The 26689-nt window shown below is 67.6% G+C and carries 30 protein-coding genes, 1 tRNA gene and 2 pseudogenes; 22 read left to right on the top strand and 11 right to left on the bottom strand.

What is annotated here, in order from left to right; all coding sequences use genetic code 11:
- Positions 1-802: pentapeptide repeat-containing protein (locus DSD19_RS22115; protein WP_207802485.1), on the top strand; the 802-nt coding region annotated here is incomplete at its 5' end.
- A gap of 71 nt (positions 803-873) precedes the next feature.
- Here DSD19_RS22115 and DSD19_RS21885 read toward each other — a convergent pair.
- From DSD19_RS21885 to DSD19_RS17040, 8 genes and pseudogenes are all read right to left on the bottom strand, one after another.
- Positions 874-1065: a hypothetical protein gene (locus DSD19_RS21885; RefSeq protein WP_113670466.1), complete on the bottom strand. Its 192-nt coding sequence runs from the start codon at positions 1063-1065 to the stop codon at positions 874-876.
- A 34-nt stretch (positions 1066-1099) separates the two neighbouring features.
- Positions 1100-1747: pseudogene (locus tag DSD19_RS22780) on the bottom strand (tyrosine-type recombinase/integrase); the annotation flags it as partial.
- Positions 1748-1898: 151 nt separating this feature from the next.
- Positions 1899-1975, bottom strand: a tRNA-Thr gene (locus DSD19_RS17015).
- A gap of 101 nt (positions 1976-2076) precedes the next feature.
- Positions 2077-2815: pseudogene (locus DSD19_RS17020) on the bottom strand (IS5 family transposase); the annotation flags it as partial.
- A gap of 171 nt (positions 2816-2986) precedes the next feature.
- On the bottom strand, positions 2987-3718 hold the full coding sequence (locus DSD19_RS17025) for a heparan-alpha-glucosaminide N-acetyltransferase (protein ID WP_243628088.1): 732 nt from the start codon (positions 3716-3718) through the stop codon (positions 2987-2989).
- A complete protein-coding gene (locus DSD19_RS17030) occupies positions 3715-4761 on the bottom strand; it encodes a YeeE/YedE family protein (RefSeq protein ID WP_113670467.1) in 1047 nt (348 codons plus the stop codon). Before DSD19_RS17030 ends, DSD19_RS17025 begins: the two co-directional genes overlap by 4 nt.
- 50 nt (positions 4762-4811) lie before the next feature.
- Entirely contained in the window at positions 4812-5150 is a 339-nt protein-coding gene (locus DSD19_RS17035; RefSeq protein ID WP_075787539.1) for a helix-turn-helix transcriptional regulator, read from the bottom strand.
- A gap of 148 nt (positions 5151-5298) precedes the next feature.
- A complete protein-coding gene (locus DSD19_RS17040; RefSeq protein ID WP_113670468.1) occupies positions 5299-5685 on the bottom strand; it encodes a hypothetical protein in 387 nt (128 codons plus the stop codon).
- Between the two features lie 67 nt (positions 5686-5752).
- Between DSD19_RS17040 and DSD19_RS17045 the strand changes: the two genes are divergently transcribed.
- The 12 genes from DSD19_RS17045 to DSD19_RS17100 all read left to right on the top strand — a co-directional run bounded on the left by DSD19_RS17045 (position 5753) and on the right by DSD19_RS17100 (position 15781).
- Positions 5753-6490, top strand: a complete 738-nt coding sequence (locus tag DSD19_RS17045) for a cytochrome c biogenesis CcdA family protein (RefSeq protein ID WP_113670469.1) — start codon at positions 5753-5755, stop codon at positions 6488-6490.
- A gap of 22 nt (positions 6491-6512) precedes the next feature.
- Positions 6513-7076 carry a thioredoxin family protein gene (locus DSD19_RS17050; protein ID WP_113670470.1) on the top strand — a complete coding sequence of 188 codons (564 nt, stop codon included), beginning with the start codon at positions 6513-6515 and terminating at the stop codon, positions 7074-7076.
- Positions 7077-7190: 114 nt separating this feature from the next.
- Positions 7191-7667: a sulfur oxidation c-type cytochrome SoxX gene (gene soxX / locus DSD19_RS17055; protein ID WP_113670471.1), complete on the top strand. Its 477-nt coding sequence runs from the start codon at positions 7191-7193 to the stop codon at positions 7665-7667.
- 40 nt (positions 7668-7707) lie between these two features.
- Positions 7708-8127: a thiosulfate oxidation carrier protein SoxY gene (soxY, locus tag DSD19_RS17060; RefSeq protein ID WP_075785479.1), complete on the top strand. Its 420-nt coding sequence runs from the start codon at positions 7708-7710 to the stop codon at positions 8125-8127.
- A gap of 19 nt (positions 8128-8146) precedes the next feature.
- The gene (gene soxZ, locus DSD19_RS17065; protein ID WP_113670472.1) at positions 8147-8476 is read left to right on the top strand and encodes a thiosulfate oxidation carrier complex protein SoxZ; all 330 of its coding nucleotides are present in this window, start codon (positions 8147-8149) and stop codon (positions 8474-8476) included.
- 43 nt (positions 8477-8519) lie between these two features.
- Entirely contained in the window at positions 8520-9383 is an 864-nt protein-coding gene (gene soxA, locus DSD19_RS17070; RefSeq protein WP_113670473.1) for a sulfur oxidation c-type cytochrome SoxA, read from the top strand.
- A 105-nt stretch (positions 9384-9488) separates the two neighbouring features.
- Positions 9489-11180: a thiosulfohydrolase SoxB gene (gene soxB, locus DSD19_RS17075; protein ID WP_113670474.1), complete on the top strand. Its 1692-nt coding sequence runs from the start codon at positions 9489-9491 to the stop codon at positions 11178-11180.
- Positions 11181-11203: 23 nt separating this feature from the next.
- Complete coding sequence (soxC, locus tag DSD19_RS17080) at positions 11204-12466, top strand: sulfite dehydrogenase (RefSeq protein ID WP_075785483.1); 1263 nt, start codon at positions 11204-11206, stop codon at positions 12464-12466.
- Positions 12450-13085, top strand: coding sequence for a c-type cytochrome (locus DSD19_RS17085; RefSeq protein ID WP_075785484.1), 636 nt, complete (start codon positions 12450-12452; stop codon positions 13083-13085). Before soxC ends, DSD19_RS17085 begins: the two co-directional genes overlap by 17 nt.
- A 152-nt stretch (positions 13086-13237) precedes the next feature.
- The gene (locus DSD19_RS17090; protein WP_113670475.1) at positions 13238-13954 is read left to right on the top strand and encodes a c-type cytochrome; all 717 of its coding nucleotides are present in this window, start codon (positions 13238-13240) and stop codon (positions 13952-13954) included.
- A 67-nt stretch (positions 13955-14021) separates the two neighbouring features.
- On the top strand, positions 14022-15287 hold the full coding sequence (locus DSD19_RS17095; protein WP_113670476.1) for an NAD(P)/FAD-dependent oxidoreductase: 1266 nt from the start codon (positions 14022-14024) through the stop codon (positions 15285-15287).
- A 269-nt stretch (positions 15288-15556) separates the two neighbouring features.
- Entirely contained in the window at positions 15557-15781 is a 225-nt protein-coding gene (locus DSD19_RS17100) for a hypothetical protein (protein WP_075785487.1), read from the top strand.
- 121 nt (positions 15782-15902) lie between these two features.
- Here DSD19_RS17100 and DSD19_RS17105 read toward each other — a convergent pair whose 3' ends face one another.
- Positions 15903-16397, bottom strand: a complete 495-nt coding sequence (locus tag DSD19_RS17105) for a flavin reductase family protein (RefSeq protein WP_113670477.1) — start codon at positions 16395-16397, stop codon at positions 15903-15905.
- A 206-nt stretch (positions 16398-16603) separates the two neighbouring features.
- Here DSD19_RS17105 and phnC point away from each other — a divergent pair, with 206 nt between their 5' ends.
- From phnC to DSD19_RS17130, 5 genes are all read left to right on the top strand, one after another.
- Positions 16604-17425, top strand: coding sequence for a phosphonate ABC transporter ATP-binding protein (gene phnC, locus DSD19_RS17110; RefSeq protein ID WP_113670572.1), 822 nt, complete (start codon positions 16604-16606; stop codon positions 17423-17425).
- 62 nt (positions 17426-17487) lie between these two features.
- Positions 17488-18393, top strand: a complete 906-nt coding sequence (gene phnD, locus DSD19_RS17115; RefSeq protein ID WP_113670478.1) for a phosphonate ABC transporter substrate-binding protein — start codon at positions 17488-17490, stop codon at positions 18391-18393.
- Positions 18394-18459: 66 nt separating this feature from the next.
- Positions 18460-19326: a phosphonate ABC transporter, permease protein PhnE gene (phnE, locus tag DSD19_RS17120; RefSeq protein ID WP_113670479.1), complete on the top strand. Its 867-nt coding sequence runs from the start codon at positions 18460-18462 to the stop codon at positions 19324-19326.
- A complete protein-coding gene (gene phnE / locus DSD19_RS17125; RefSeq protein ID WP_075785491.1) occupies positions 19323-20630 on the top strand; it encodes a phosphonate ABC transporter, permease protein PhnE in 1308 nt (435 codons plus the stop codon). The genes phnE (DSD19_RS17120) and phnE (DSD19_RS17125) overlap by 4 nt, the downstream gene beginning before the upstream one ends.
- Before the next feature lie 53 nt (positions 20631-20683).
- The gene (locus DSD19_RS17130) at positions 20684-21301 is read left to right on the top strand and encodes a DapH/DapD/GlmU-related protein (RefSeq protein ID WP_113670480.1); all 618 of its coding nucleotides are present in this window, start codon (positions 20684-20686) and stop codon (positions 21299-21301) included.
- A gap of 241 nt (positions 21302-21542) precedes the next feature.
- Here the strand turns inward: DSD19_RS17130 and DSD19_RS17135 are convergent, their stop codons facing one another.
- Both DSD19_RS17135 and phnF read right to left on the bottom strand, forming a co-directional pair.
- On the bottom strand, positions 21543-22724 hold the full coding sequence (locus tag DSD19_RS17135; RefSeq protein WP_113670481.1) for an alpha-D-ribose 1-methylphosphonate 5-triphosphate diphosphatase: 1182 nt from the start codon (positions 22722-22724) through the stop codon (positions 21543-21545).
- Positions 22725-22834: 110 nt separating this feature from the next.
- Positions 22835-23545, bottom strand: a complete 711-nt coding sequence (phnF, locus tag DSD19_RS17140; protein ID WP_113670482.1) for a phosphonate metabolism transcriptional regulator PhnF — start codon at positions 23543-23545, stop codon at positions 22835-22837.
- 123 nt (positions 23546-23668) lie between these two features.
- Between phnF and phnG the strand changes: the two genes are divergently transcribed.
- The 4 genes from phnG to DSD19_RS17160 are packed head-to-tail and all read left to right on the top strand — an operon-like array spanning position 23669 to position 26673.
- Positions 23669-24115 (top strand): phosphonate C-P lyase system protein PhnG, encoded by a 447-nt coding sequence (phnG, locus tag DSD19_RS17145; protein ID WP_075785495.1) that lies wholly within the window; start codon positions 23669-23671, stop codon positions 24113-24115.
- Positions 24116-24119: 4 nt separating this feature from the next.
- Positions 24120-24689, top strand: coding sequence for a phosphonate C-P lyase system protein PhnH (phnH, locus tag DSD19_RS17150; RefSeq protein WP_113670483.1), 570 nt, complete (start codon positions 24120-24122; stop codon positions 24687-24689).
- Complete coding sequence (locus DSD19_RS17155) at positions 24689-25780, top strand: carbon-phosphorus lyase complex subunit PhnI (protein WP_075785497.1); 1092 nt, start codon at positions 24689-24691, stop codon at positions 25778-25780. Before phnH ends, DSD19_RS17155 begins: the two co-directional genes overlap by 1 nt.
- The gene (locus tag DSD19_RS17160) at positions 25777-26673 is read left to right on the top strand and encodes an alpha-D-ribose 1-methylphosphonate 5-phosphate C-P-lyase PhnJ (RefSeq protein WP_113670484.1); all 897 of its coding nucleotides are present in this window, start codon (positions 25777-25779) and stop codon (positions 26671-26673) included. Before DSD19_RS17155 ends, DSD19_RS17160 begins: the two co-directional genes overlap by 4 nt.
- Positions 26674-26689 lie beyond the last annotated feature (16 nt).

Here is a 26689-nt window from a genome sequence, read left to right on the forward strand (position 1 = left end):
CAAAGACCTTCCTCTCCGCCATAGCCCTCGCCGCAACCGTCATCTTCTGGCTTTGACGATCAATGAGTCTGGAGCCTACGCACGAGCGGAATCCCTTTTGTCAACACGACCTAGTGACATCGCAAAGTCTGATTTTTTTGGGGATTGGTGCAAGCGCGAAGCTAATGACTGCACCCGGAAGGAACTTTCGGAGTATCAGCAAGCCCTGTTTGAGAGAGAGTTTCGACGGAGGAGAGAGGCCGCGATTTCGGAACTACGCAAACCTCAGTGGCACCAACCCGGTCATCAGAAACCGGATTTCAGAGGAGCGCAGTTGACTGACACGTTTTTGGCAGGGGCGAACCTCATCGGTGCACAGATGGAGGGGGCGGACCTCAGCTGGGTCCAGATGGAGGGGGCGGACCTCAGTATGAGTTTCTTGACAGGTGTGCGGTTCGAACCCTTAATAATCCAATCGGCGAACCTGAGAGCGGTCACAAATGGTGGCGGCGCTCTCAGGTTCGCCGATTTGAGGAGCGTCAACTTCAATGAAGAGACTGATTTCAGAAACGCCTTTCTTGACGGAAGTGTGCAGATAACCGACGGCTTCCGAAAGCAAATGGGCGATCCCTGCCAGTGGCACGCGGATGTGTTGAGCGACGAAGAGTTTTTCGGTCGTTGGCGGGGCTGGCTTGAGGCTTCCGGCATGGATTCTCGTAATTGGTCGAACATCTCGCCGGAGGGCTGGTCGGACGTTGCTGCTATCCCGCCTCCGGATGGTTGCACTTGGAAAACAGGCTCCATTTCCGACACATCTCAGTAACGCGTTGACGTTTGAGCTTCGCGCTTTCCGAAAGCCGGGCCCCTCGTCAGCAGGGCAAAAATCTCTGAATTTCATCGCCAGGGCGTCATCGGGGGCATATCCCCGGTGACGCGGATCCGCGCGAGATCGGCGGACCCGAGCGCCGCCTGCAGCTCCAGCAGATAGCCCCACCAGTCGAGATAGGCTCGACGTGCCGCCGCGATCTGGGCGAGGGTCGGCACCCAGACGCAAGGGGTGTAGCGGGCGCGGTCGTGGACGATCACGCCCTTGCGGTTGCGGCGGGGGATGCCCGTTCTTGGTCATCGGCAGCCGTGCGGCTCGCGCCTCAAGGTCGATCCTTGACCATTCCAGCCCGATGATTTCCCCGGCCCGCATTGCAGTCTCGCATCCGAACCGAAACGCGTGAAAGGCCCGGGCCTGTGCCGTTGACAGATCGTCGCCAGCCACATGCGCCAGCCGATCCAGTTCATCCTGCGTCGGGAGCCTGTCACGCGGCGGAGGCGCCTTCGGCTTGCGCACGTCGGCCATGGGGTTTCCGGAGAGCAGCCCCCATTCCTTGCGCGCCTGCGTCAGCACGGACCCGAGAAGGTTCATCTCCCTTCGCACGCTGGCCGGGGCCACCTCGCTCAACCGCCGGTCTGCGAAATCCGCCGCCGAGAGATCGCGCATTTTGACGGCACCGATCTTGTCCTCCGCAAACTTCCGCAGCCGCATCCCCTCCCATCTTTCGCCGCGGTGGGTAGGGCTGACCTCGCGGGCGTGGCGCAGAAGCACCTCTGAAAAGGGGACCGTGCTGACCGCGCGATCGGCCTCCATGATCAGGTATTCCTGCCTGGCCGCCCAGTCTTGCGCCTCGCGTTTGGTCGGGAAAACCTTGGTCTTGCGAGTGCCCCGCCTGACCACGTGCGCCCGCCATCCCGTCTTGTGCTTCGTGAAGCTTGCCATACACCCGCATCCATTTACGCACGTGCGTAATTCGTGCGTAAATGGATGCGCGATTCAGGGGGGCAGAGGCAAGCGCAGGCGCGCATCGAAGTTCCATACGCCCTTATTTTGCGGGGCTTTGCGCTGCCTTGATTCCGTGTGCGTCTGTGTCTGGTGCCCCCGCACGGATTCGAACCGCGGACCTTCGCTTTACAAGAGCGCTGCTCTGGCCAACTGAGCTACGAGGGCAATGCCCGTGCAGGTTTAGACGAACGGCATCTGGCTGGCAATCGGCGATGCGGGGCCTGCTGCTTGCGGCCGGGATCGGTCGCAGCCGCCAGAGTCAGGTCTCACACCCGATAGATGGCGGTCGCGGCCAGAGCGCAGGCCGAGAGGAAAAGGATCGGCCAGCGGTCGCAGCGGGTGGCGATGCGCCGCCAGTCCTTCAGGCGGGCGAACATGGTCTCGATCCCGTGGCGCAGGCGGCAGAGGCTTGCGTCGTGCGGGATCGGAACCTTGCGACCGATGCGGGAGGCGATACACAGCAAAATGCCCATGTCGGTCAGAGCGTTGCGGACCCAGTCGGCATCGTAGCCCGGGTCACCGAGCAGCGCCCCGGCCTGCGGGATGGAAGACGGCAGCGCCCGCGCCCCGATGTCGTCCGAGGTCCGGCCCGCCGAGAGGAACAGGATCGGGCGACCCTTCGCATCGGCCAGGGCGTGCAGTGTGGAGTTCAGCCCGCCCGTTCTCGGGAAAACGATCCCCCGGATCGTTTTCTGACCTTCAACCTCCGCCCGATCAGCCGTCCGCGCCGCCCTTTTGAACCGCGAGGCTCGACGCCGTCCGACGGGCCGTCGCATGCGGCGCATCGATCATCACGATCCCGGTGTCCTGTGCCTGGGCGGCCGGTCCGGTCATGATCGTGGCGAACACGCCCATCCGGCTCCACCGCTTCCAGCGGTTGGAGAGCGTCTTCGGCGGGCCGTAGGCCGCAGGGGCATGCTTTCACATCAACCCATTGCGCTGTATGAAGATTATCCCGCTCAACACCCGTCGGTCATCGATCCGGGGCCTCCCGCGGGAGTTCGGGAGTTTGGAGGATCAGAAAACAGCCCGGGGGACTGTTTTCCCGGCAAACGGACGCAGCCGCGCCATCTGCGCTTTTCGTCAGCCGGAAAAGCTCGCTCATGATCCCTCCCCAGATCGGAAGATGGAATCACGCGGCGAGCCCGCGCTCAAGCGGATTAATGTGTCCTCACTCTAGGACAGGCCGATCCGGGTCAGGCCCCAGACAAGTGCGATCAACAGCGGCTGATGGATCAGATAGATCGCAAGGCTGTTCCGTCCGGGCCAGGCAAGCCAGCGGGTCAGGCGGCCGGGCGACCCCGAGAGCCGGTCCCAGAGCCCGTGGCGGCGGCCCAGCCCGCCCAGCGCCATCCCGGCAAGGAAGGCGGCCGCCCAGGGAAAGAGGGGCTCGAAATCGACGCTCGGGCGCGGGGTCGCGGTCAGCCCGGTCCAGTCGAGCCAGCCCAGGTCGGGGATCGGGGCCGGGCGGGGAGCCAGCAGGACCGCAAGCGCCAGCAGGGCAGGGACGAAAGGCGGCAGGCGCAGCAGCAAAAGGCCCAGAAGGCTGGCGGCCGCAATGGCATGCAGGATGCCGAAATAGACGAAGGCGGCCGGAAACACGGCCCAGGTCCCGAGGCTGACCGCCCCGGCCGCGGCCGCGATCCGCAGCAGGCGGCGCAGGACGGCGCGGGGGCGGACGTGCGCGCCATGGGCCAGCTGCAGGCTGACCCCGGCCAGGGCCAGAAAGGCCGCCGCGACCGTGACCGACAGCACCCGGAAGCCGCCCGAGACGACCGTGCCCGGGGGCAGATGGCCGAACATCTCGAGATCGTAGCTGAAATGAAAGACCACCATCCCGGCCAGAGCCGCGCTGCGGGCGAGGTCGATGGCGGCAATGCGGGGCAGGGGGCGGGCCGGTCCGGTCAATCGGGCTGGAACCCCGCGATCAGCCGGCGCAGCCCGAAGACCGCCCCCGCCGAAATCGCCGCCAGCGTCACCGGCGCCGACCAGGCCAGGGTCGCGAAGGCGGTGATCCCCTGGCCCACCGAACAGCCCAGCGCCACCACGCCGCCGACCCCCATCAGCGCCGCGCCGCCGACCTGACGGCCCAGCTCGCGCGGGTCTTCGCAGGCCTCCCAGCGGAACGAGCGTTTGCGGCGCGACCCGAGCCAGGCGCCCGCCAGAACCCCCAGAACCGAGCCGACGGAAAACGACAGCCCGCCCGCCGAGGAGGTCATCATCCACAAAAGCGTGCGGCCCAGCGGGGCGGTGAAGGTATGGCCCTCGACCGCGACCGCGCCGAGCGTCGCGTGGCTGATCGCCGAGGTCCCCCACAGCGCCGCCGTCACCGCCAGCCCGACCGCGACCGCCCAGCCGATCCGGTGCGGCTCGGCCCGCATCGGGCGGTGCAGGATGCCCCAGCCGAAGGCCGCGGCGGCCAGCGTCAGCGCCACGGCCAGCGCGGGCAGGCCTGTCAGTTCGGCGGCCGAGACCGCCAGGCTTTGCAGCCCGTCCGAGGGCTCTTGCGGGAAGGCCAGATCGCGCAAGGGCGCCAGCGGGCCCGACAGGGTGACGAAGCCGCAGATCGAGATCACCACCACGATCACCAGCGATCTGAGGTCGCCGCCGCCGAACCGCGCCAGCGCGCCAAAGCCGCAATTGCCCGCCAGCGCCATGCCATAGCCGAAGGCCAGCCCGCCCAGCACGCTGGCAGCCGGGTTCCAGCGGATCGCGTGATAGATGGTGGCGCCGGTGTCGATCTGGCCCGCGGCGGCCAGCAGCGAGGTCGCGGCGATGGCGGTGCCGAGGATCACGCCCCACATCCGCAGCCGCCGCTGGTCGCCGCCCCAGATCGCGGTCTCGAGCGCGCCGAGCGTGCAGAAATCGCCCAGCCGGGCGGCAAGCCCCAGCACCGAGCCGGTGACAAGGCCGATCAGCGCGGCCCAGGCGCCCGGCGGTATCGTCTCCATCGCGTCTTCCCCCCTCGGCGGGACCGCCTCCGCGGGCGCCCGCCCCTTCGTCAGTCGCGCGCCTCCGCCGCCCGGGGCGGCGCCTTGGCAGTGCAGAACATGTCATGCATCAGCTCGAGCAGCCGGCGCGCCTTTTCGTCGGCCAGCGAATAGTAGATCGCCTTGCCCTCGCGCCGGTAGGACACGAGCCCTTCCAGCCGCAGCCGCGCCAGTTGCTGGCTGACCGCCGCCTGGCGCGAGGACAACAGCGTTTCCAGCTCGGTCACCGATTTCTCGCCGGTCGACAGGTGGCACAGGATCATCAGCCGGCCCTCATGCGACAGCGCTTTCAGAAAGCTCGACGCGGTTTCGGCATGCTGGACCATATCCTCGGCCTGCACCTCATCCATCGACGGCACGGGGCCGTCGCGGCCATCGTCCTCTGGCGGGGCAGCCTCTGTCGTCATCGCATCACGGGGCATCAGCACCACCCCGTCTTCTCCCCGGTTGCGGCCGCGCCCGCCGCGCGTCGGGGTCCGGCCTGCCTGTTGCACATCCTCACTCACCCTCGTCCGTCTGTGCCCATTCGGGCTGTCCCTGCACCATGGCTCCGATCAGGCCCCAGAAGAAATCCTCGCCCGGATAGCCTTCGAGACGACCGATTTCCACCCCGTCGCGCAACAGCACGAAGGTCGGCGTGAATTGGGGTCTGGAGACAAGCCGCACGTCCTCTGGCAGCTTGGCGTCCAGATCGATCCGGCGCAAGGGGGCGGTGCGGCCTTCGCGGGTCTTCGGCCAGATCGGCGCGATTTCGCGGTTCCACATCACGCAATAGGCGCAGCCCGTGCGCTCGACCATGCCCAGCACCAGATCGGCGCGCGCCGACGCTCCGGCGATCAGCGCCAGCCCCGCCGCGCAGATCCATGCCGCAAGGTCAGGTTTCATTTTGGGCTATCCTATCACATAGACAAATCGTAATATGTTTTCGCGTCATCGGCAAGGGAGGGCTGGGATGCTGGAGATTTCCTACGGGGGTGCGGCGCTGGCGGGGCTTTTGTCCTTTCTGTCGCCCTGCATCCTGCCGATCGTTCCGTTCTACCTGTGTTACATGGCGGGCATCTCGATGACCGAGCTGCGCGGGTCCGACCGGATCCCGCCCGGCGCGGTCCGCCGCCTGGTGGTGTCGGCCATCGCCTTCGCGCTGGGGGTGACCTCGATCTTCGTGCTTCTGGGCATGGGGGCGACGGCGCTGGGGCAGGGCTTCCGCGAATGGAAGGACGAACTCAGCTATGTCGCCGCTGCGATGCTGTTCCTGTTCGGGCTGCATTTCCTGGGTGTGCTGCGCATTCCGCTGCTCTATCGCGAGGCGCGGATCGAAAGCCGGGCCGAGCCGACGACGGTTCTGGGCGCCTATCTGATGGGGCTGGCCTTCGGCTTTGGCTGGACGCCCTGCGTGGGCCCGGCGCTGGCGGCGATCCTGATGGTGGCCAGCGGCATGGGCGACATTGCCCGGGGGGCGCTTCTCTTGCTGGTCTACGGGCTGGCGATGACGCTGCCCTTCGTGCTGGCCGCGGCCTTCGCCCGGCCGTTCCTGGCCTGGATGCAGCGCAACCGCCGGCATCTGGGCCATGTCGAAAAGGCGATGGGGGTGATGCTGGTCGTCTTCGCCGTGCTCATCGCCACCAATTCGGTCGGCTACCTCGCGCAGGTGCTGATCGACACCGTGCCGTGGTTCACCACGCTCGGCTGACCGTTCTGCAGGGAGGACAACCATGAAACTGACGACGCTTCTGGCCGCAGGCTTTGCGGCCCTTGCAGCCCCGGTGCTGGCCTCGCCGATGGGCGATGACGGGCTGCACAAGCCCGACTGGCTGCGCGAGACCTTCCGCGACATGCGCGAGGATCTGGGCGAGGCGCAGGCCGAGAGCCGGCGGATGCTGGTGATCTGGGAACAGCGCGGCTGCATCTACTGCACGAAGATGCACGAAGAGGTGTTTCCCGATCCCGAGATCGAGGCGCTGATCCGGAAGAACTATTTCGTCGTCCAGATGAACCTGTTCGGCGATGTCGAGGTCACCGATTTCGACGGCACCGTGCTGCCCGAGAAAGAGATGGCGGCGCGCTGGGGGGTGATGTTCACGCCCACGCTGATGTTCATGCCCGAGACCGCGCCCGAGGGCGGCACCGCGGCCCAGGCGGCGGTGGCAACCATGCCCGGCGCCTTCGGCAAGGGCACGACGCGGGCGCTGCTGCAATGGGTGCTCGACCGCGGCTATGAGGGCGACGAGCATTTCCAGAAATACGTGGCCCGGACCATGGCCGACCCGTCCAACTGACCGGGGCAGGGGGTGCCGGAAAGTCGTATGCAAAAAACTATATTTGTTGTTGCGTCGCGTCGGGCCGCTCCGTTACAGTCGGGTCAAGGGAGAGAAAAGGGAGGAGTCTCAGCAATGAGAAAGGTGGGTCTGACCGCCTTCTGCCTTGCCGTCTGGGCGGGCGCAGGGCTGGCATCCGAGGTGGCGCCGGGCGACGTCGCGATCGACGGGCAGGGCCATGTGGCCGCGCCCCTGACCGATGCGCCGGGCGATCCGGCGGCCGGGCGCAGCCTGATGACGAACCGGGCTGTGGCCAATTGCATCGCCTGTCACCAGGTCACCGAAATGTCCGACGCGCCGTTCCCCGGCACGGTCGGCCCGTCGCTCGACGGGGTCGCCGCGCGCTATTCCGAGGCGATGATCCGGGGCATCCTGGTCAATTCCAAGAACGTGTTCCCCGATACCGTGATGCCCGCCTATTACCGGGTCGAGGGCTTCAACCGCCCGGGCATCGAGTTCACCTCGAAACCCATAGAGGGCGAGATCCAGCCGCTGATGACGGCCGCGCAGATCGAGGATGTCGTCGCCTATCTGATGACGCTGACGCAATGAGCGCCCCGGCCGCCGGGCGCGCCTGAGCAAGGAGGAAGAGATGGAGTTCACCAGACGAGGCGCGATGGCGCTGGGCGCGGGGCTCGCCGCGGCGCTGATGCTGCCGGCGCAGGCGCTGCGCGCGGCTGCCGATGACAAGATCGCCGAATTCACCGGCGGCGCCGCGATGGGCGAGGGCGGGATCACCCTGACCACGCCCGAGATCGCCGAGAACGGCAACACCGTCCCGATCGAGGTCAACGCTCCCGGCGCGGTCGAGATCCTGGTTCTGGCCTCGGCCAACCCGACGCCCGACGTGGCGCGGGTCAGCTTCGGCCCGCTCGCGGGCGCGCAGCGCCTGTCGACCCGCATCCGGCTGGGCGGCACGCAGGACGTGATCGCCATCGCGAAGATGGCCGATGGCAGCTTCCAGCGCGCGGCGAATACCGTGAAGGTCACCATCGGCGGCTGCGGCGGCTGAGACGAGAGGAGAAAGACACATGGCAGAAGGCGTCAAACCCCGCGTCAAGGCCCCGAAGACGGCCGCTGCGGGCGAAACCGTGGTCATCAAGACCCTGATCAGCCACCAGATGGAATCCGGCCAGCGCAAGGACAGCGACGGCACCCCCATTCCGCGCTCGATCATCAACCGCTTCAGCGTGGCCTTCAACGGCCAGAACGTGATCGATGTGGCGCTGGCCCCGGCGATCTCGACCAATCCCTATTTCGAGTTCGAGGCGGTGATCCCGGAGGCGGGCGACATGGTCTTCACCTGGTACGACGACGACGGGTCGGTCTACGAGGACGTGAAGTCGATCGCCATCGGCTGAGCCGCCCGCGCCTGAGGCGCGCTGTTTCGAGGGAGGGGAGCAGATGAAGACCAACAGACTGACAGGCATGGCTGCGGCACTGGCCTGCGGCGCCCTGCTGGGCGGCGGGGTCGCCTCGGCCGGGCCGGACGATCCGCTGATCATCAACGGCGATCTCGAGATCGTCACCCGGACCGCCGCGCCGCCGCATCTCGAAGGCCATCTCGACGAGATCCGGTCCGGCTGGACCTTCCGCAGCGACGATACCCAGGCGCTGGAGCTGGACGATTTCGACAATCCGGGCATGATCTTCGTCGAGGCCGCGCGCGAGGTCTGGGACACGCCCGAGGGCAGCGCCGGCAAGGCCTGCGCCGACTGCCATGGCGTGGTCGACGAGGGCATGCTGGGGGTCCGCGCGCATTACCCGAAATGGGTCGAAAGCGCGGGCGAGGTCCGCACGATCGAGCAGATGATCAATGCCTGCCGCACCTCGCGCATGGGTGCCGACGAGTGGAAATACATCGGCAGCGACATGACCCAGATGGTCGCGCTGATCGCCTCGGTCTCGCGCGGGATACCGGTCGATGTGGCCATCGACGGCCCGGCCCGGTCGACCTGGGAGAAGGGCAAGGAAATCTACTATACCCGCTACGGCCAGCTCGACCTGTCCTGCGCCAACTGCCACGAGCAGTATTTCGACCATTACATCCGCGCCGACCATCTGAGCCAGGGCCAGATCAACGGCTTTCCCAGCTACCGGCTGAAGAACACCAAGCTCAATGCCGTGCAGGACCGGTTCAAGGGCTGCATCCGCGACACCCGCGGCGTGCCCTTCGCGGTCGGCTCGCCCGAATTCGTGGCGCTGGAGCTTTACGTCGCCTCGCGCGGCAACGGGCTGTCGGTCGAGGGGCCGTCCGTCCGCAACTGATCCCGGGGCCCGCGCCGCTGACCCGGCGCGGGCCCCGTCCGATCTGAAACATTCGGTTTCGTGCATGTGATGCGCAGGCCGCGATCCGGAAAGGATGCCGAAACGATGATTTCGCGAAGGGATTTCCTGCAGGCCGCGCTGGCCGCCTCGGCGGTCTGGGGCGCGTCCGGCGCGGGCAACTGGGCGCGGCTCGCGGCTCAGCAGGCGCTGACCCAGGACCGGCTGCTGGAGTTCGACACCTTCGGCAACGTGACGCTCATCCATGTCACCGACATCCACGGCCAGCTGGTGCCGGTCTGGTTCCGCGAACCCGAGATCAATATCGGCGTCGGCGCCGCGGCCGGACAGCCGCCCCATGTGACGGGCGCCGATTTTCTCAAGCTTTACGGCATCGCCCCCGGCACGCCCGAGGCCTATGCGCTGAGCTATGTCGATTTCGTCTCGCTGGCCAAAGGCTATGGCCGGATGGGCGGGCTCGACCGGGTGGCGACGGTGATCAACGCCATTCGCGCCGACCGGCCCGAGGCGCTGCTGCTCGATGGCGGCGACACCTGGCATGGCTCCTATACCTGCCTGCGCTCGGATGCGCAGGACATGGTCAACGCCATGAACCTGCTGAAACCCGACGCGATGACCAGCCATTGGGAATTCACGCTCGGTCTCGACCGGGTCAACGAGATCGTCGAGGGGCTCGACTTCGCCTTTCTCGGCGCCAACATCTTCGATGCCGAATGGGACGAGCCCGCCTACGAGCCCTACAGGATGTTCGAGCGGGGTGGCGCGCAGATCGCGGTGATCGGCCAGGCCTTCCCCTATCTGCCCATCGCCAACCCGAAATGGATGTTCCCCGGCCTCAGCTTCGGCGTCCGCGAAGAGCGCATGGCCGAGGTGGTGGCCGAGGTCCGCAGCAAGGGCGCCGATCTGGTGGTGGTGCTCAGCCATAACGGCTTCGATGTCGACCGCAAGATGGCCGGCAACGTCCCCGGCATCGACGTGATCCTGACCGGCCACACCCATGACGCGCTGCCCGAGCCGGTGATGGTGGGACAGACCCTGCTGATTGCCTCGGGGTCGAACGGCAAATTCGTCACCCGGCTCGATCTCGATGTGCGCGAGGGCCGGATGATGGGCTTTCGCCACAAGCTGATCCCGGTCTTTTCGGACGCGATCGCCCCCGATCCCGAGATGACCGCCCTGATCGAGCGCGAACGCGCGCCCTACAAGGCCGAGATGGCCGAGGTTCTGGGCACGACCGACAGCCTGCTTTACCGGCGGGGCAATTTCAACGGCACCTGGGACGATCTGATCTGCAACGCGCTGATCGACGAGCGCGAGGCCGATATCGCGCTCAGCCCCGGGTTCCGCTGGGGGCCGAGCCTGCTGCCGGGCGATCCGATCACCCGCGAGGATCTGTATAGCGCCACCGCCATGACCTATCCGAACGCCTACCGGTCCGAGATGACGGGCGAGATGCTGCACACCATCCTCGAGGACGTGGCTGACAACCTCTTCAACCCCGATCCCTATTACCAGCAGGGCGGCGACATGGTCCGGGTCGGCGGCATGGGCTACCGGATCGACGTCACCAAACCCCAGGGCAGCCGCATCACCGACATGACGCTGCTGAAGACCGGCGAAGCGGTCGATCCGGCCCGGTCCTACGTGGTCTCGGGCTGGGCCAGCGTGGGCGAGGGCACCGAGGGACCGCCGATCTGGGAGGTGGTCGAAAGCTACGTCAAGCGTCAGGGCACGGTCCGCGTCGACCCGAACACGTCGGTCGTGGTCAGCGGCGCATGAGCGGCACGAAGGAGGAGACACCGATGACCGACCGGCCGGGCGCCCCCACGCGGCGCGGATTTCTGAAGGCGGGACTGGCGGGCGGCGGCGCGCTGGTCGCGGGCGGCGCCGTGGCGCAGGAACCCGATCCGCTGATCACCGAGAAACAGCCCTGGGCGCAGATGTGGGGCGACGGGGTCGACGTGACCCCCTATGGGATGCCCATCGAATACGAAGCCGACGTGATCCGCCGCAATGTCGGCTGGCTGACCGCCGACACGATTTCCTCGGTCAACTTTTCGCCGATCCATGCGCTTGACGGCACCATCACGCCGCAGGGCTGCGCCTTCGAGCGGCATCATTCCGGCGCCATCGACCTGCCCAAGGAAGATTACCGGCTGATGATCAACGGGCTGGTCGAGACGCCGCTGGTCTTCACCTATGCCGATCTCGAACGCTTCCCGCGGGTGAACCACACCTATTTCCTCGAATGCGCGGCCAATTCCGGGATGGAATGGGCGGGGGCGCAGCTGAATGGCGCGCAGTTCACCCATGGCATGATCCACAACATGGAATATTCCGGCGTGCCGCTGCGCACCCTGCTGGAAGAGGCCGGCGTCAAACCCGAGGGCAAATGGATCTATGTCGAGGGGGCGGATGCCTCCTCGAACGGCCGGTCGATCCCGCTCGACAAGGCACTCGACGATTGCCTGGTGGCCTTCAAGGCCAATGGCGAGGCGCTGCGCAAGGAACATGGCTATCCGGTCCGGCTGTGTGTGCCGGGCTGGGAAGGCAACATGTGGATCAAGTGGCTGCGCCGGGTCGAGGTCACGACCGAGGCCGTCGAAAGCCGCGAGGAGACCTCGAAATACACCGACACGCTGGCCGACGGCACCTCGCGCAAATGGACCTGGGTGATGGATGCGAAATCGGTCATCACCTCGCCCAGCCCGCAATCGCCCATCACCCACGGGCCGGGGCCGCTGGTCATCACCGGGCTCGCCTGGTCGGGGCGGGGCGCGATCTCGCGGGTCGATGTCTCGCTCGATGGCGGCACGTCCTGGCAGACCGCGCGGCTGGCGCAGCCCGGGCAGAAGATGGCGCTCAGCCGCTTCTATCTGGATATCGACTGGGACGGCTCCGAGATGCTGCTGCAATCGCGCGCGATGGACGAGACCGGCTATGTCCAGCCGACCAAGAACGCGCTGCGCGAAATCCGCGGGCTGAACTCGATCTATCACAACAACGGCATCCAGACCTGGTGGGTCAAGGCCAACGGGGAGGCGGAAAATGTCGAAGTCTCGTAACCTGTCCGCGGTCGCCCTGCTGCTGGCCCTGACCGGTCCGGCCCAGGCGGACCGTTTCGGGCTGGGCCGTCCGGCGCTGCCCGAAGAGGTCGCGGCCTGGAACGTCGATGTGGCGCCCGACGGGGTGGGCCTGCCCGAAGGCTCGGGCTCGGTCGAGGATGGCGAAGAGATCTTTTCGGCCAATTGCGCGATCTGCCATGGCGAATTCGCCGAGGGCGTGGGCAATTACCCCAAGCTTGCGGGCGGCGACGGCACGCTTGACCGCGACGACCCGCTCAAGACCGTGGGGTCCTACTGGCCCTATCTTTCGACCGTCTGGGACTATGTCCACCGCTCGATGCCCTTCGGCGCGGCGCAGGTGCTGACGGTCGACGAGGTCTATGCCATCACCGCCTACATCCTTTATTCGAACGATCTGGTCGACGACGATTTCGTGCTGTCGAACGAGAACTTCCTCGAGGTCGCGATGCCCAATGCCGACGGCTTCATCGTCGACGACCGCGAGACGACCGAACTGCCGCGCTTCTCGCAGCCGCCCTGCATGACCGACTGCAAGCCGGAGGTTAAGATCACCATGCGCGCCGCCGTGCTGGACGTGACCCCGGACGAAGGTCACTAGCGACGCGATCTGCGGGCAGGGGATATGGGGCGGCCGTCGGGTCGCCCCTTTTCCGTTTCAGGGTCCGCCCGCGTCATTCCGTCCCTGCCCTTGGGCGAGTCGAGGGGTCGAATCATCTTACTAGACGCATAGCGGAATTGCATTATTTGCATATGAGGGAGGAACTAAGTCTGGTCCTCGCGCTCGCCTTGGGAGGGGCGGGCGCGGGGCGGGCCGAGACGCATGTCGAGGCCATCGGCGACCCGGTGCGCGGCGCCGAGATATGGGTCTATTGCAGCGGTTGCCATGAAATCGGTCCCGAGGCGCAGGCCAGCATCGGGCCGCCGCTGACAGGGCTTTTCGGACGGCGCGCGGCGACGGTCGCGGGCTTTCCCTATTCGAGGTCGATGCAGCGGGCGGGCCAGGACGGGCTGACCTGGACGTTCGAGACGCTCGATGCCTATCTGGAAAATCCGGTGGTGCTGGTCTCGGGCACCAGGATGAGCTTTCCGGGGCTCGAGGATGCGGGCGAGCGGGCCGATCTGCTGGCCTTCCTGCGCCAGTATTCCGACAAGCCCTCGAACATCCCCGAGGCGGCGCCGACCGCGCGCGCGGGCGATCCGGAGCTGAGCGAGGCGACGCTGGCGCTGGCGGGCGACCCGGGCTGGGGCGAATACCTGTCGAGCGAATGCACGACCTGCCATCAGCGCGACGGGTCCGATCAGGGCATCCCCTCGATCACGCTCTGGCCCGAGCGCAAGTTCGTGCTGGCGATGCATGCCTACAAGCAGCATCTGCGCCCGCATCCGGTAATGCAGATGATGGCCGGGCGGCTGTCGGACGAGGAAATCGCGGCGCTGGCGGCCTATTTCGGGGCGCTCGGCCTCTGACGGCCCGCCGTCATTCACGAAAACGACCGGAGACGCGCGAAATCATGTCCAGGGAGGAGACAGAGACATGAGCCTGAACAGACGAAGCTTTCTGGGAACCGGGCTGGCGCTGGGCGCGGCCCTGTCGGCGCCCTCTGCCATCGGCCAGGCCCGGCCGAGGGTGGTGATCGTGGGTGGCGGCGCGGGGGGCGCCACGGCCGCGCGCTACATCGCCAAGGACAGCGGCGGCGCCATCGACGTGGTGCTGATCGAGCCCGGCAAGACCTATTACACCTGCTTCTTCTCGAACCTCTATCTGGGCGGGTTCCGCGACCTCGCCTCGATCGCCCATGACTACGGGCGGCTTGCCAGCCAGTACGGCATCAACGTGATCCACGATCTCGCCGTCGATATCGACCGCGAGGCCCGGTCGGTCGCGCTCGCCTCGGGCCATGCGCTGGGCTATGACCGGCTGATCGTGTCGCCGGGCATCGACTTCGTCGACGGTGCGGTGCCGGGCTGGGATCTGACGGTTCAGAACCGCATGCCCCATGCCTGGAAGGCGGGCAGCCAGACCCAGCTGCTGAAGGCGCAGATCGAGGCGATGCGCGAGGGCGGCGTCTTCTGCATGGTGGCCCCGCCCGACCCCTATCGTTGCCCCCCCGGCCCTTACGAGCGGATCTCGATGGTGGCCCATGTCCTGAAGGAACGGAACCCGACCGCCAAGATCCTGATCGTGGACCCCAAGGAGAAGTTCTCGAAGCAGGCGCTGTTCGAGGAGGGCTGGGGGCGGCACTATCCCGGCATGATCGAGCGGATCGGCCCCGATTTCGGCGCCGCCAATGTCGAGGTGCGGCCGGACAGCATGGAGGTCGTGATCGACGGCACACCCGAGACGGTCGATGTCTGCAACGTGATCCCGGCGCAGAAGGCGGGTCATATCGCGGGTATCGCGGGGCTTGCCAATGACAGCGGCTTCTGCCCCATCGTGCCGGGGACGATGCAAAGCCGGATCGACGAGAATATCTACATTCTGGGCGACGCGACCATCGCGGGCGACATGCCGAAATCGGCCTTCTCGGCCAACAGCCAGGCCAAGGTGGCGGCGATGCAGGTGCGCGCGGCGCTGATCGGGGCACGGGCCTTCCCGGCGAAATACTCGAACACCTGCTGGTCGCTGATCGACACCGGGGACGGCGTCAAGGTCGGCGCCTCCTATCAGGCCGCCGAGGACAAGATCGCCAAGGTCGACGGCTTCGTCAGCCAGACCGGCGAGGATGCGGCGCTGAGAAAGGCGACCTTCGAGGAAAGCCTCGGCTGGTATGCGGGCATCACTGCCGACATCTTCGGCTAGGTTCGGAGGGGCGCCCCCGGACGGTCCGAAGGGCCGCCCGGGGGGCGCCTTGCGGGCCGGGCGTGGCTCCCAAGATGCTGTGGTGCAGCGTAATGCTGCGGCGCGGTGTGGCGAAATCCCGCCGGCGAGTCGCGGAAAGGTTGTCGTCAAGAGGAGAAAATTCCCTGAGGACGTGGTATATCTTTCCGTAGGGTCGCCCGTCGTCCTGCCAGGCGATGAGGACGGCCCGTACGGCCCGTACGGCAGGGACGAATTGGGAGGAGTCGGCCGTGAACATGATTCAGGAACCCAGAAACACCGCCCGCCGGCTGGCGATGCGCCCGCGTGTGCATCCCGTCTTCGGCAAGCTCGGCCCGATGCCGGCGGCCTCGCTGCGCGCGATGGTCGGCTACGGCCTGAACGAGGCCGAGATCGGCCGCTATTTCGGAGTGACGCCGTCTTCGGTGCGGCGGCTCAAGCGCAGCCTCGGGGTCTGTGACGCGGCGGCGGACTGATCGTCCGCCCCGCCGTCAGGGGCGCCTGCCAAGCCATCGCCATTGCCAGCGCCAGCGCAACCCGGTCCGGTCCGGGCCTTGCCTTCGGGGAGGCCCTCCGGCCGGGCGCCCGGAGGGCGGCTCAGCCCAGCGGGCTGAAATCGCCATAGGCCCCGCCCGCGAAAACCAGCGGCGGGCCTTCGCGCCGGGCGCAGTCCTCGACATGACCGACCACGATGGCGTGGTCCCCGGCCTCGTGCAGCGCGACCCGGCGGCAGACAAAGCGCGCGATCCAGCCCTGCTCCAGCAGCGGCGGGTCGTCCCCGCTCTCGGGGCCGAGCCCCTCGAAATCGGCGCCCGACCGGGCAAAGCGCGCGGCCAGATCCTCTTCGCCCGCGCCCAGTACATGGATCGCGAAACGCTCTGCGCCCGACATCGCCGGATAGCGCGTCGAGGCGCGCGCGGGCGACCACAGCACCAGCGGCGGGTCGAGCGAGACCGAGGAAAAGCTGTTCGCGGTCATGCCGACCGGCCCGTGTGACCCGAGCGCCGTGACCACCGTCACGCCGGTCGCAAAGCTGCCCAGCGCGTCGCGATAAAGCCGCTGGGTGTCCGGGCCGGGAATGAATCGTTCCATGCGTCCTGCCGTCTTTTCCGGTCTGTTGCGGGCCGCACAATGCGCCAGATGGCGGGCGGCGGCAACCTCGGCCCGGCGGCTGTTACCGGTCGGCCCCGGTCGTTCCCGGTTCGGGCCGTGTCACCAAAGCTTCACCCCGTCGCAACATTTCCGTTTCCCTCCGCCTCTACCCACCCCGGCAAGGACCAGCACCCGGGGGGCAGATGCTGCTTAGCGTTGACAATCTGACACGGCATTTCGGCCGGATCGCCGCCGTCGACCGCGTCAGCTTTTCGGTCGAGCGTCCGGCCTTCATCGGAATCATCGGCCGGTCCGGCGCGGGCAAGTCGACCTTGCTGCGCATGCTCAACCGCCTGACCGACGCCACCGCGGGCGAGATCCGCTTCGAGGGCCGCAACGTACTGGCGCTGAAGGGCGCGGCCAAGCGCGCCTGGCAATCGGACTGCGCGATGATCTTCCAGCAGTTCAACCTGGTGCCGCGGCTCGATGTGGTCTCGAACGTGCTGCACGGCACGCTGAACCGCCGCTCGGCGCTGGCCACGGTCTTCAACCTCTATCCGCGCGCCGACATTTACCGCGCCATCGACATTCTCGACCGGCTGGGCATCGCCGAACAGGCGGCGAAGCGCGCCGAGGCGCTGTCGGGCGGCCAGCAGCAGCGCGTGGCCATCGCCCGCGCCCTGATGCAGGACCCGAGGATCATCCTCGCCGACGAGCCCATCGCCAGCCTCGACCCGATGAATGCCCAGGTGGTGATGGATGCGCTGCGCCGCATCCACGAGGAGGACGGCCGCATGGTGATCGCCAACCTGCACACGCTGGACACCGCGCGGCGCTATTGCGACCGGGTGATCGGCATGCGCGCGGGCCGCATGGTGTTCGACGGCCGCCCAGAACAGCTGACCACCGGCGTCGCCCGCGACATCTACGGCGCCGATGCCTCGTTCTCGGAACAGGCGACTTCGACCTCGATCGAGGTGCTGGACCGGGTCGCGCGCGCGGCGATGGCCGAGACCGAACTGATCTGACAGCTTTCCCGCCCCCCGGGCCTGACCGACGGGGCATTTCAACCGAAAGAAAGAGTAAGACCATGACCCGACTGCTTGCCGCTCTCGTCGCGACCTCCGCGCTGGCCGCGCCCGCCTTGGCGCAGGACAAGATCGACGAATTCCGCATCGGCATCCTCGGCGGCGAGAACGCCCAGGACCGGCTGAATTCCTACGAATGCCTGCGCGTCAAGTCCGAGGACCTGCTGGGCGTTCCGACCAAGCTGTTCGCGCCCGCCGATTATGACGGCGTGATCCAGGGCCTTCTGGGCGGCACCATCGACATGGCGTGGCTGGGCGCCTCGGGCTATGCCAAGATCTATCTGGAAGACCCGACCGCGGTCGAGCCGGTGCTGGTCAAGGTCAACACCGACGGGTCCTACGGCTATTACGCCATCGGCTTTGCCCGCAAGGACAGCGGCATCGCCTCGCTCGACGACATGCAGGGCAAGAAATTCGGCTTCGGCGATCCGAACTCGACCAGCGGCTATCTGATCCCCTCGATCGAGATCCCGGCCCAGACCGGCCATTCGATGCAGTCGGGCGACTTCTTCGGCGAGGTCGTCTTCACCGGCGGCCACGAACAGACCATCGTCGCGGTCAGCAACGGCGATGTCGATGCGGGCGTGACCTGGGCCGACGGCCAGGGCAACTGGGAAGACGGCTACAATTCCGGCGCGCTTCGCAAGGCCGTCGATGCGGGCATCGTCGACATGAATGACATGGTCGAGATCTGGCGGTCCAAGCAGATCCCGGAAGGCCCGATCGTGCTGCGCACCGCGCTGCCGGAAGATGCCAAGGTGAAGATGACCGCCCTGGTGGCGTCGCTGGCCTCGATGGACCCCGACTGTTCCTATGGCGTGCTGGCGGGCGAGGCGAAGGGCGTGATGCCGATCACCCATGACGCCTATCTGTCGATCGTCGAGGCCCGCAAGGCGCAATCGAACTGAGCCGGATCACCGGCGGCGGCGGACCCCTGTCCGGGTCCGCCGCCTTCACGTGAAAGCACCCCCGTCATGGCCGACAGCTTCCCCGCCTCCCGGACCGATCCGATCCGCAGCCGCTATCTCGATCTGGTGCGGCGCCGGCAGCTTTACTCGGGCCTGACGCTGACCATCTTCGCGGTGCTGATGGCGTCGGGCTTCGGGCTTGCGAATGACCGCAATGCGGGCGGGTTCCTGGACGGGATCGGCAACATCTTCGCCTTTCCGTCCAATGTGATCGAAGAGGCCGCCGCCAAGATCGCCGACATGCCCGCCAACCTGCTGCGGTTCTTCCCGGCACTGGTCGAGACGGTCAATATCGCCGCGGTCTCGACCCTTGTGGGCGGGACGGCAGGCTTTGCGCTGGCGCTTTTGTCGACCCGGGGGCTGGCGCCCTGGGCGCTGGCGATCCCGCTCTTTCGCCGGGCGATGGACGTGATGCGGGCGGTGCCCGAGATCGTCATCGCGCTGGTGCTGATCTACGTGCTGGGCGGCGGGCCGGTGCCCGCGATGATCGCCATCGCCTTTCATACCGCGGGCGCGCTGGGCAAGCTGTTCTCGGAGGTCAACGAGAATGCCGACCTGAAGCCGGTCGAGGGGCTCGCCTCGGTCGGCGCGGGCTGGGCGCAGCGGATGTGGCTGGGGGTCGTGCCGCAGGTCGCGCCGAATTACCTCAGCTATGCGCTGTTGCGCTTCGAGATCAATATCCGCGCCTCGGCGATCCTGGGCTTCGTCGGCGCGGGGGGGCTCGGCTACGAGCTGAAGAACGCCATGTCCTGGGGGCAGGGGCGGTTCGACCAGGCGGCGGCGATCTTCCTGCTGCTCTTCGCGGCCATCGTCGTCTTCGACCAGTTGTCGAGCCATGTCCGCGACCGCCTGACAAAGGGAGCCGCCGCATGAGCGATACCGCCCTGCTGAAACGGGGCGCGGTCGGCCTGATCGGGCGCAAGCGCCTGACAGCCTTCGCGTTTCCGGGGCTGGTGCTGGCCTATCTGGCCTATGTCGCCATCGCCTTCGACGTGGCCGGGCTGGCCGAGAGGGCGCGGCTTGACAATGGCCGGACGCTGCTGGCCGACAGCTACAGCTACAAGACCCATGTCACCCGCGACAACCGCTCGGGCGAGGTCACCGTCGCGATCGAAGGCGAACGCAAGGGCACCTATGCCCCCGATGCGCCGCCCGACTGGGTCGAGCGCAAGGGCGCGCGCACCGAAATCGACCTGGGCGATGGCCATCTGGTCAGTTTCGGGCCGGAGATGGTGAGCTATAGCGTCCCGGGCTACGGGCTGATCGAGGCGCGGCCGAGCCCGTCCGCCGGGGTCGAGACCAACCTGACCGGGCCGCTGCCGGACTGGATCAGCCTGTCGCGCAACCGGCTTGCGGTGACGACCGAGGCCGGGCGGCTGACCGTGACCCGCAACCGCACCGAGGTGTTCCGGTATTTCGTCGGATGGGAGCTGTTCTTCTTCACCCTCGACAGCCCCTATCACGGGCACTCGGCAGCAAGCCTTCTGTTCGGGCCGCAGATCGATCCTGATCGCAGCAATCTCGCGGGCGCCTGGCACGATTTCTGGCGCAACCCGATGTGGCGCCATGCGGACGTCGCCTGGGCGCTGTTCGAAACCGTCTTGATGGCCTTTCTCGGCACCATGGGGGCCGCGCTGGTGGCGCTGCCGCTGGCCTTTCTGGCGGCGCGGAACTTCACGCCGGTGATGGCGATCCGTTTCGGCATAAGGCGGGTCTTCGACTTCGTGCGCGGGGTCGACGGGCTGATCTGGACCATCGTTCTGGCGCGCGCCTTCGGGCCGGGGCCGATGACCGGGGCGCTGGCGATCCTGTTCACCGACAGCGGCACCTTCGGCAAGATGTTCTCGGAGGCGCTGGAAAATGTCGACCGGCGGCAGATCGAAGGCGTGCAGTCGACCGGGGCGCCGCTCTTGGCGCGCTACCGCTTCGGGGTGATCCCGCAGATCACGCCGGTGCTGCTGTCGCAGGCGCTGTACTATCTGGAATCGAATACCCGCAGCGCCACCGTCATCGGCGCCATCACCGGCGGCGGCATCGGGCTTTTGCTGACCCAGGCGATCATCACCCAGAAGGACTGGGAAGAGGTCAGCTATTACATCGTTCTGATCGTGCTGATGGTGTCGGCGATGGACTGGATCTCGGGAATCCTCCGCCGCCGCCTGATCCGCGGCGCCTGATCCCGCACCTTCCCCGCGGGGACGATGCGTCCCGCTTTCCGAGGAGCCCGCCGATGCCCCGCCTGTCCGCCGAGACGCCGGTCGTCCATCCCGAGTGTTCGGTCACGGGCTGTACCCTTGGCCGCTATGTCGAGATCGGGCAGGGCGCGCGGCTGCTCAACGTCGCCATGGGCGATTATTCCTATTGCGACCGCTATGCCGACATCGCCAATGCCGATCTGGGCAAGTTCGCCAATATCGCCGCCTTCACCCGGATCGGGCCCACCGATCACCCGATGCAGCGCGCGAGCCTGCACCATTTCCTGTATCGCTCGGCCGATTACTGGGAGGATGCCGGGGACGACCCGGCCTTCTTCGCCCATCGTGCCAGCCGCCGCGCCCGGATCGGACATGACACCTGGATCGGTCATGGCGCCATCGTCCGCCCCGAGGTGACGGTGGGCGACGGAGCGGTGGTGGGGGCGGGCGCCGTGGTGACCCGCGATGTGGCGCCCTATACCATCGTGGCCGGGGTCCCGGCGGTGCCGATCCGCGACCGCTTTGCCCCCGCCATCGCCCGGCGGCTGCAGGCGCTGGCCTGGTGGGACTGGGACCATGCGGCGCTGCGGCGCGCGCTGGAAGACTTCCGCACCCTCTCTGTCGAGGCCTTCCTCGAGGCCCATGGCGGCTGAGCCCGCCGCGCGGGCCGCCGGACAGCAAAAGGGGGACGGGCCGAAGCCGCGTCCCCCTGAGCCTGCTGAAATCGAAACTGAAATCCCCGGTCGCCTGACGGCGGAACAACCTCTACCGAAAACCCCGATCACACCGTTTAACGGTTTTTAGTATAGCTCGTCTTTGTGGCGAAAGCCCATGGAATTGGTTGCCGGTAGGTGAATTTTCTGCGACGCGGCTATAAATTTTGCTGCGTTGCGGCTATTCCGCCGCCATATCCAGCGCATGGATGCGATGGGCGAAGCGATGCGCCGCCTCGCCGGCCAGATAGGTCAGCCGCCCGCCCGCAATGGTCATCTCGACCGCGCGAGTCTCTTCGTTGATCACGCACAGATCCGCCCGGCGTCCGAAATCGAGCCGGCCGCGGTCGGGCAGGCGCAGGATCTCGGCCGGGTGCTGCGAGATCATCGCCCAGGCCTGCGGCAGCGTCCTGAGACCCAGATCGACGAGCCGCCAGACCGCATGGGGCAGCGCCGGATAATAGAAGTCGGACACCAGCGCGTCGCAAAGCCCCTGGGCGATCAGATCGGTCGCCGACGCATTGCCCGCCTGCGAGCCGCCCCGCGCCACATTGGGCGCACCCAGCAGCACCGGATCGTTCATCGCCTTGGCGGCGGCGGCGGCGCGGCGGGTGGTCGGGAACTCGGCGATCCGGGCCCCGATCATCGAAAACCGCTCGCGGGTCTCGCCGTCGGGGTCGTCATGCGACCCGTAAAGCACACCCATCGCGTCGAACGCCTCGGCCAGCCGGCACAGATAGCGCGGCACGTCGGGCGCCATTGCCTGCGCGGCGGCGACCGCGGCCATGTGATCCCGCACGGACCGGCCGTTTTCGGTCGCCCAGTGGTGCAGCCGCTCGGGCCGCGCGCGCGCCAGCTCTTCGGCCTCTTCGAGGTGGTTGTTGAAGACGACATAGTCGATGCCGTGCCGTTCGACCGCCTCGAGCAGGCGTTGGGCGGTGCCCACGGTATGGGTTTCGCAGCGCAGCTGGATGCGCAGGTCGGTCAGCATCCGCGGCCGGTAGGCGTCGAGCGCGGCCATCAAGGCCTCGGCCTGATCGGGGGCACGGCGTCCGCCCTCCCAGGACCAGCCCTGGGCGAGCCAGCCGGTGGTGATGCCGTTCGCGGCCGCCTCGCGGTCGGTCGCGGCCAGCCCGACCTCCAGCGCGAAGGGCGCGGCGGGGCGGGGCGCGATATGCCGTTCGAAGGCGTCGCCATGCAGATCGACGATGCCCGGCAGGATCAGATAGCCCGACAGATCGACCTCGGGCAGCGGGCCCTTGGTGACCCGGCCATCGGCAATGGCAAGCGAGCGCCGCTGCAGCTCGCCGTCGCGCAGGATGGTGGCGCCGGTAAAGCGCAGGGGCTGAAGGTACTGGGGCATGTCGCTGCTCGGGCGGTTATGAGGTGACGTAGCGAGCGAAATACCCCGTCACTGTATCGCCGGTATGACAAGGGTTGCAGCTCTGCCCTCAATTCGATCAAATGCTATACTCAATCGGGCGCGACGATCAGGCTGACGCGGTCGCCCGCGAACCAGGTGCGGCCGTATTCGACCGGCCGCCCCCCGGCATCGACATTGACCGACACGCTGCGCAGGATCGGGTCGCCCGGGCGCAGGTCCAGATGCAGGGCCTGGGTCGGCGTCGCGCGCTTGGCGGTCAGCCGGGTCGAGGCGCGGGTGTAGTCCGCGACGCCCGCGCGCGCCAGCGCCCGGGTCACCGACGGGTCCTCGGCCAGCGCGTCGAGCAGCCCGGGCAGCCGGTCGGCCGGGAACACGCTGCGGAAAAGCGCGAGCGGCTGGCCATCGGCCAGCGAGATGCCCTCGTAGACATGAACGGCCGCGCCTTCGGGCAGGGCCAGCGCCTCGGCCTCGCGCCGGTCGGCCTTGCCGGTCGCGCGCAGCAGCACCTTGCGGTCGGCGCTGCGCCCGGCCGCGGCGAGGTTCTGGTGAAACCGCACCCGGCGGCCCAGCGGATAGTCGGTCGGCCGGGCCGCGACATAGACGCCCGAGCCGCGCCGGGCATGCACCAGCCGCGCCTCGGCCAGATCGGCCAGCGCCCGCCGGACGGTGTGGCGGTTGACCCCGAACCGGCGCGCCAGGTCGGCCTCGGTCGGCAGCTTGTCGCCCGGCCGGTAGCGGCCCGCGGCGATTTCGTCGCGAAGCGTCGCGGCGATCGAGATCCAGAGCGCGGTCGGGGTCATGTCATCGAAACTTCATCCAGGTGCCGCTTGCGCGACTCGGGAAGCGCGCGTAGGTATTTGTCTAGTTGTATAGGGTCTGTGTAGAGATCGGACAAGCCTGTGGACAAATCGGCAAGCAGTCGGATGACCGAACCGGGAACGCGTCGCGAATGGATGGGTCTGTTGGCCCGCGCGCCTGCGGCGACGCTGGAGCGCCTGTGGATAAGTCTGGGGCCAGATCCCGAATTCGCATGGCTTCGACCCCCCGAAACCGGAGGGGTGATGGTGCGCGGCCGGATGGGGGGCACGGGCGCGCCCTTCAACCTCGGGGAGGTGACGGTTACCCGCTGTGCGTTGCGGCTGCAAGAGGGGCGCGCGGTCGGCCATGCCTGGGTGCAGGGGCGCGACAAGGCCAAGGCGCGCCGGGCCGCGCTGGCCGATGCGCTGATGCAGACCGGGCGGGCGGACGATGTGCGCGCCCGGCTGCTGGACCCGCTGGCCGAAGAGATGGCGGCGGCCGAAACGGCGCGGGCGGCGCGGGCCGCCGCGACCCGGGTCGAGTTCTTCACCATGGTGCGCGGAGAGGATTGAGGCGATGGACGTTCAGGCCCTGTCAGGCGGCTTTGCCGACACCCCGCGCGAGGCGGCGCTGGCCTTTCGCGCCGCGCTGACCGCGATGGCCCGGCCCGGGCGCATCGAGGACGTCGCAGGCGCGCGGCCGCCCGCGCCGCTGTCGGTTGCGGCCGGAACGCTTTTGCTGGTGCTGGCCGATCCGACGACCCCGGTGCACCTGGCCGGGTCGCTCGACCGGCCCGAAATCCGCGACTGGCTGCGGTTTCACACCGGGGCGCCGCTTTCCGACCGCGCGGGCGCCGTCTTTGCCGTCGGGCGCTGGGCCGATCTGCTGCCGCTCGATGCCTACAGCCTCGGGACGCCCGATTATCCCGACCGCTCGGCCACGCTGATCGTCGAGATGGACGCGCTTGACGCCACGGGGGCGCGGCTGACCGGCCCCGGCATCGAGACCAGCCATGGGCTGTCGCTGCCCGAGATCTCGGCCTTCCGGGCCAATCGGGCGCGGTTTCCGCTGGGGCTCGACTTCTTCTTTACCGCGGGCGTCCGGCTGGCCGCGCTGCCCCGCAGCACGCATGTGGAGGCCGTCTGATGTATGTTGCCGTCAAGGGGGGCGAGCGGGCGATCGACAATGCCCATGCCTGGCTGGCCGAGGAACGCCGGGGCGATGCGGCGGTCCCGGAGGTGAGCGTCGCCCAGATCCGCGAACAGATGACGCTGGCGGTCAACCGGGTGATGGCCGAGGGGTCGCTGTACGATCCCGATCTGGCGGCGCTCGCGATCAAGCAGGCGCGGGGCGATCTGATCGAGGCGATCTTCCTGATCCGCGCCTATCGCACCACCCTGCCGCGTCTGGGCGCGTCCGAACCGGTCGAGACCGGCGCGATGCGCTGCGACCGCCGGATCTCGGCCACCTTCAAGGACGTCCCCGGCGGGCAGGTGCTGGGGCCGACCTTCGATTATACCCACCGGCTGCTGGATTTCGCGCTGGCCGCCGAGGGCGAGGTGCCGGAGGCCGCGACCGCCGCCCCGGACCCGGCGCCGAAGCCCCGGATCACCGGGCTTCTGGACCGCGACGGGTTGATCGAGACGGAACCGGCCTCGGACGAGACCCCGCCCGACCTGACCCGCGAACCGCTGGGCTTTCCCGCGGGCCGCGCGCTGCGGCTGCAGGCGCTGACCCGCAGCGACGAGGGCTTTGCGCTGGGCATGGCCTATTCGACCCAGCGGGGTTACGGGCGGAACCACCCCTTCGTGGGCGAGCTGCGTCTTGGCCGGGTCGGCGTCGAGGTCGAGATCCCCGAACTGGGCTTTGCCGTCGAGATTGCCGAGATCGAGCTGACCGAATGCGAGACCGTGAACCAGTTCGCGGGCTCGAAGACCGAGCCGCCGCAATTCACCCGGGGCTATGGCCTGGTCTTCGGCCAGTCCGAGCGCAAGGCGATTTCGATGGCGCTGGTCGACCGGGCGCTGCGCTGGGAGGACCTGGGCGAGGATTTCACGGGCGCCCCGGCGCAGGATGCCGAATTCGTCATCTCGCATGGCGACAACATCCAGGCCTCGGGGTTTCTGGAACATATCAAGCTGCCGCATTACGTGGATTTCCAGTCCGAGCTGGAGCTGGTGCGGCGGATCCGGGCCGAAGCCGCAGCCAGCGCGGCCGAGCGGGAGGCGGCGGAATGACCCAGGCGGAAATCCGGGGCGAGGCCCCCGGGGCGGACTACACCTTCGCCTATCTCGACGAACAGACCAAGCGGATGATCCGGCGGGCGCTTTTGAAGGCGCTGGCAGTGCCGGGCTATCAGGTGCCCTTCGCCAGCCGCGAGATGCCGATGCCCTATGGCTGGGGCACCGGGGGCGTGCAGGTCTCGGCCGCGGTGCTGACGCCCGAGGATACGCTGAAGGTGATCGACCAGGGCGCCGACGACACCACCAACGCCGTCTCGATCCGCAAGTTCTTCCAGAAGACGGCGGGTATTGCCGTGACCGAGCATACCGGCGAGGCGACGGTGATCCAGACCCGTCACCGCATCCCCGAAGCGCCGCTGAACGAGGGGCAGATCCTTGTCTATCAGGTGCCGATCCCGGAACCCTTGCGGTTTCTGGAACCGCGCGAGACCGAGACCCGCAGGATGCATGCGCTGGAAGAGTACGGGCTGATGCATGTGAAGCTTTACGAGGACATCGCCCGCCATGGCGAGATCGCGACCGCCTATGCCTATCCGGTGAAAATCGAGGGGCGCTATGTGATGGACCCCTCGCCGATCCCGAAATTCGACAACCCCAAGCTGAGGATGGCGGCGATCCAGCTGTTCGGCGCCGGGCGCGAGCAGCGGATCTATGCGCTGCCGCCCTACACGGAGGTGGTGAGCCTCGATTTCGAGGATCATCCCTTCGTGCCCGGCAAGGCCGAAGGGGCCTGCGCGCTGTGCGGGTCGGAGACAAGCTATCTGGACGAGGTGATCGTCGATGACCGGGGCGGGCGGATGTTCGTCTGTTCCGACACCGATTACTGCGCCGGGCGGCGGGCCGCAGGGTATCGCGGTGAGATGGCCGCAGAGGAGGGCGGGGCATGAGGGCGGGTGCTTTCCG

Source organism: Rhodovulum sp. BSW8, from assembly GCF_003314725.1.
GTDB classification, from domain to species: Bacteria; Pseudomonadota; Alphaproteobacteria; order Rhodobacterales; family Rhodobacteraceae; genus Rhodovulum; species Rhodovulum visakhapatnamense.

Coding starts and splice junctions, on each gene's coding strand:
- DSD19_RS17030 (WP_113670467.1), bottom strand. CDS start 4,761: ATGGAGACGATACCGCCGGGCGCCTGGGCCGCGCTGATCGGCCTTGTC.
- DSD19_RS17035 (WP_075787539.1), bottom strand. CDS start 5,150: ATGGATGAGGTGCAGGCCGAGGATATGGTCCAGCATGCCGAAACCGCG.
- DSD19_RS17040 (WP_113670468.1), bottom strand. CDS start 5,685: ATGAAACCTGACCTTGCGGCATGGATCTGCGCGGCGGGGCTGGCGCTG.
- DSD19_RS17045 (WP_113670469.1), top strand. CDS start 5,753: ATGCTGGAGATTTCCTACGGGGGTGCGGCGCTGGCGGGGCTTTTGTCC.
- DSD19_RS17050 (WP_113670470.1), top strand. CDS start 6,513: ATGAAACTGACGACGCTTCTGGCCGCAGGCTTTGCGGCCCTTGCAGCC.
- soxX (WP_113670471.1), top strand. CDS start 7,191: ATGAGAAAGGTGGGTCTGACCGCCTTCTGCCTTGCCGTCTGGGCGGGC.
- soxY (WP_075785479.1), top strand. CDS start 7,708: ATGGAGTTCACCAGACGAGGCGCGATGGCGCTGGGCGCGGGGCTCGCC.
- soxZ (WP_113670472.1), top strand. CDS start 8,147: ATGGCAGAAGGCGTCAAACCCCGCGTCAAGGCCCCGAAGACGGCCGCT.
- soxA (WP_113670473.1), top strand. CDS start 8,520: ATGAAGACCAACAGACTGACAGGCATGGCTGCGGCACTGGCCTGCGGC.
- soxB (WP_113670474.1), top strand. CDS start 9,489: ATGATTTCGCGAAGGGATTTCCTGCAGGCCGCGCTGGCCGCCTCGGCG.
- soxC (WP_075785483.1), top strand. CDS start 11,204: ATGACCGACCGGCCGGGCGCCCCCACGCGGCGCGGATTTCTGAAGGCG.
- DSD19_RS17085 (WP_075785484.1), top strand. CDS start 12,450: ATGTCGAAGTCTCGTAACCTGTCCGCGGTCGCCCTGCTGCTGGCCCTG.
- DSD19_RS17090 (WP_113670475.1), top strand. CDS start 13,238: ATGAGGGAGGAACTAAGTCTGGTCCTCGCGCTCGCCTTGGGAGGGGCG.
- DSD19_RS17095 (WP_113670476.1), top strand. CDS start 14,022: ATGAGCCTGAACAGACGAAGCTTTCTGGGAACCGGGCTGGCGCTGGGC.
- DSD19_RS17105 (WP_113670477.1), bottom strand. CDS start 16,397: ATGGAACGATTCATTCCCGGCCCGGACACCCAGCGGCTTTATCGCGAC.
- phnD (WP_113670478.1), top strand. CDS start 17,488: ATGACCCGACTGCTTGCCGCTCTCGTCGCGACCTCCGCGCTGGCCGCG.
- phnE (WP_113670479.1), top strand. CDS start 18,460: ATGGCCGACAGCTTCCCCGCCTCCCGGACCGATCCGATCCGCAGCCGC.
- phnE (WP_075785491.1), top strand. CDS start 19,323: ATGAGCGATACCGCCCTGCTGAAACGGGGCGCGGTCGGCCTGATCGGG.
- DSD19_RS17130 (WP_113670480.1), top strand. CDS start 20,684: ATGCCCCGCCTGTCCGCCGAGACGCCGGTCGTCCATCCCGAGTGTTCG.
- DSD19_RS17135 (WP_113670481.1), bottom strand. CDS start 22,724: ATGCCCCAGTACCTTCAGCCCCTGCGCTTTACCGGCGCCACCATCCTG.
- phnF (WP_113670482.1), bottom strand. CDS start 23,545: ATGACCCCGACCGCGCTCTGGATCTCGATCGCCGCGACGCTTCGCGAC.
- phnG (WP_075785495.1), top strand. CDS start 23,669: ATGACCGAACCGGGAACGCGTCGCGAATGGATGGGTCTGTTGGCCCGC.
- phnH (WP_113670483.1), top strand. CDS start 24,120: ATGGACGTTCAGGCCCTGTCAGGCGGCTTTGCCGACACCCCGCGCGAG.
- DSD19_RS17155 (WP_075785497.1), top strand. CDS start 24,689: ATGTATGTTGCCGTCAAGGGGGGCGAGCGGGCGATCGACAATGCCCAT.
- DSD19_RS17160 (WP_113670484.1), top strand. CDS start 25,777: ATGACCCAGGCGGAAATCCGGGGCGAGGCCCCCGGGGCGGACTACACC.